Origin of the sequence: Streptomyces sp. NRRL F-2664, assembly GCF_000719345.1 — a bacterium.
Taxonomy (GTDB): domain Bacteria; phylum Actinomycetota; class Actinomycetes; order Streptomycetales; family Streptomycetaceae; genus Streptomyces.
Window position 1 is genome coordinate 1 of sequence record NZ_JOFX01000635.1, and the last position, 219, is coordinate 219.

1 protein-coding gene is annotated in these 219 nt (G+C 74.0%); it reads right to left on the reverse strand.

The features are described 5' to 3' along the window. Nucleotides 1–203: hypothetical protein (locus IF89_RS40455; protein WP_158718195.1), on the reverse strand; the 203-nt coding region annotated here is incomplete at its 3' end. Nucleotides 204–219 lie beyond the last annotated feature (16 nt).

Below are 219 nucleotides of genomic sequence, written 5' to 3' on the forward strand. Positions count from 1 at the left end.
CCCCCCGGGACGTGCTCGAAGCGCACCCCCTCCCCGGGGAACCGCTTCAGACCGGAGCCGGCACCCCCGGGGGCAGTGGCGGCCGGGTCGATGTCGTAGACCCCGCCCGCCACCACCGCACGGCCCTCTTCGGTGTCGACGAAGGGCAGGCCCAAACCCATGCCCGCGCCCAGGCCCTGCCGGTCCACCCCCAGACCCGACAACTCCTGGTCATACGAC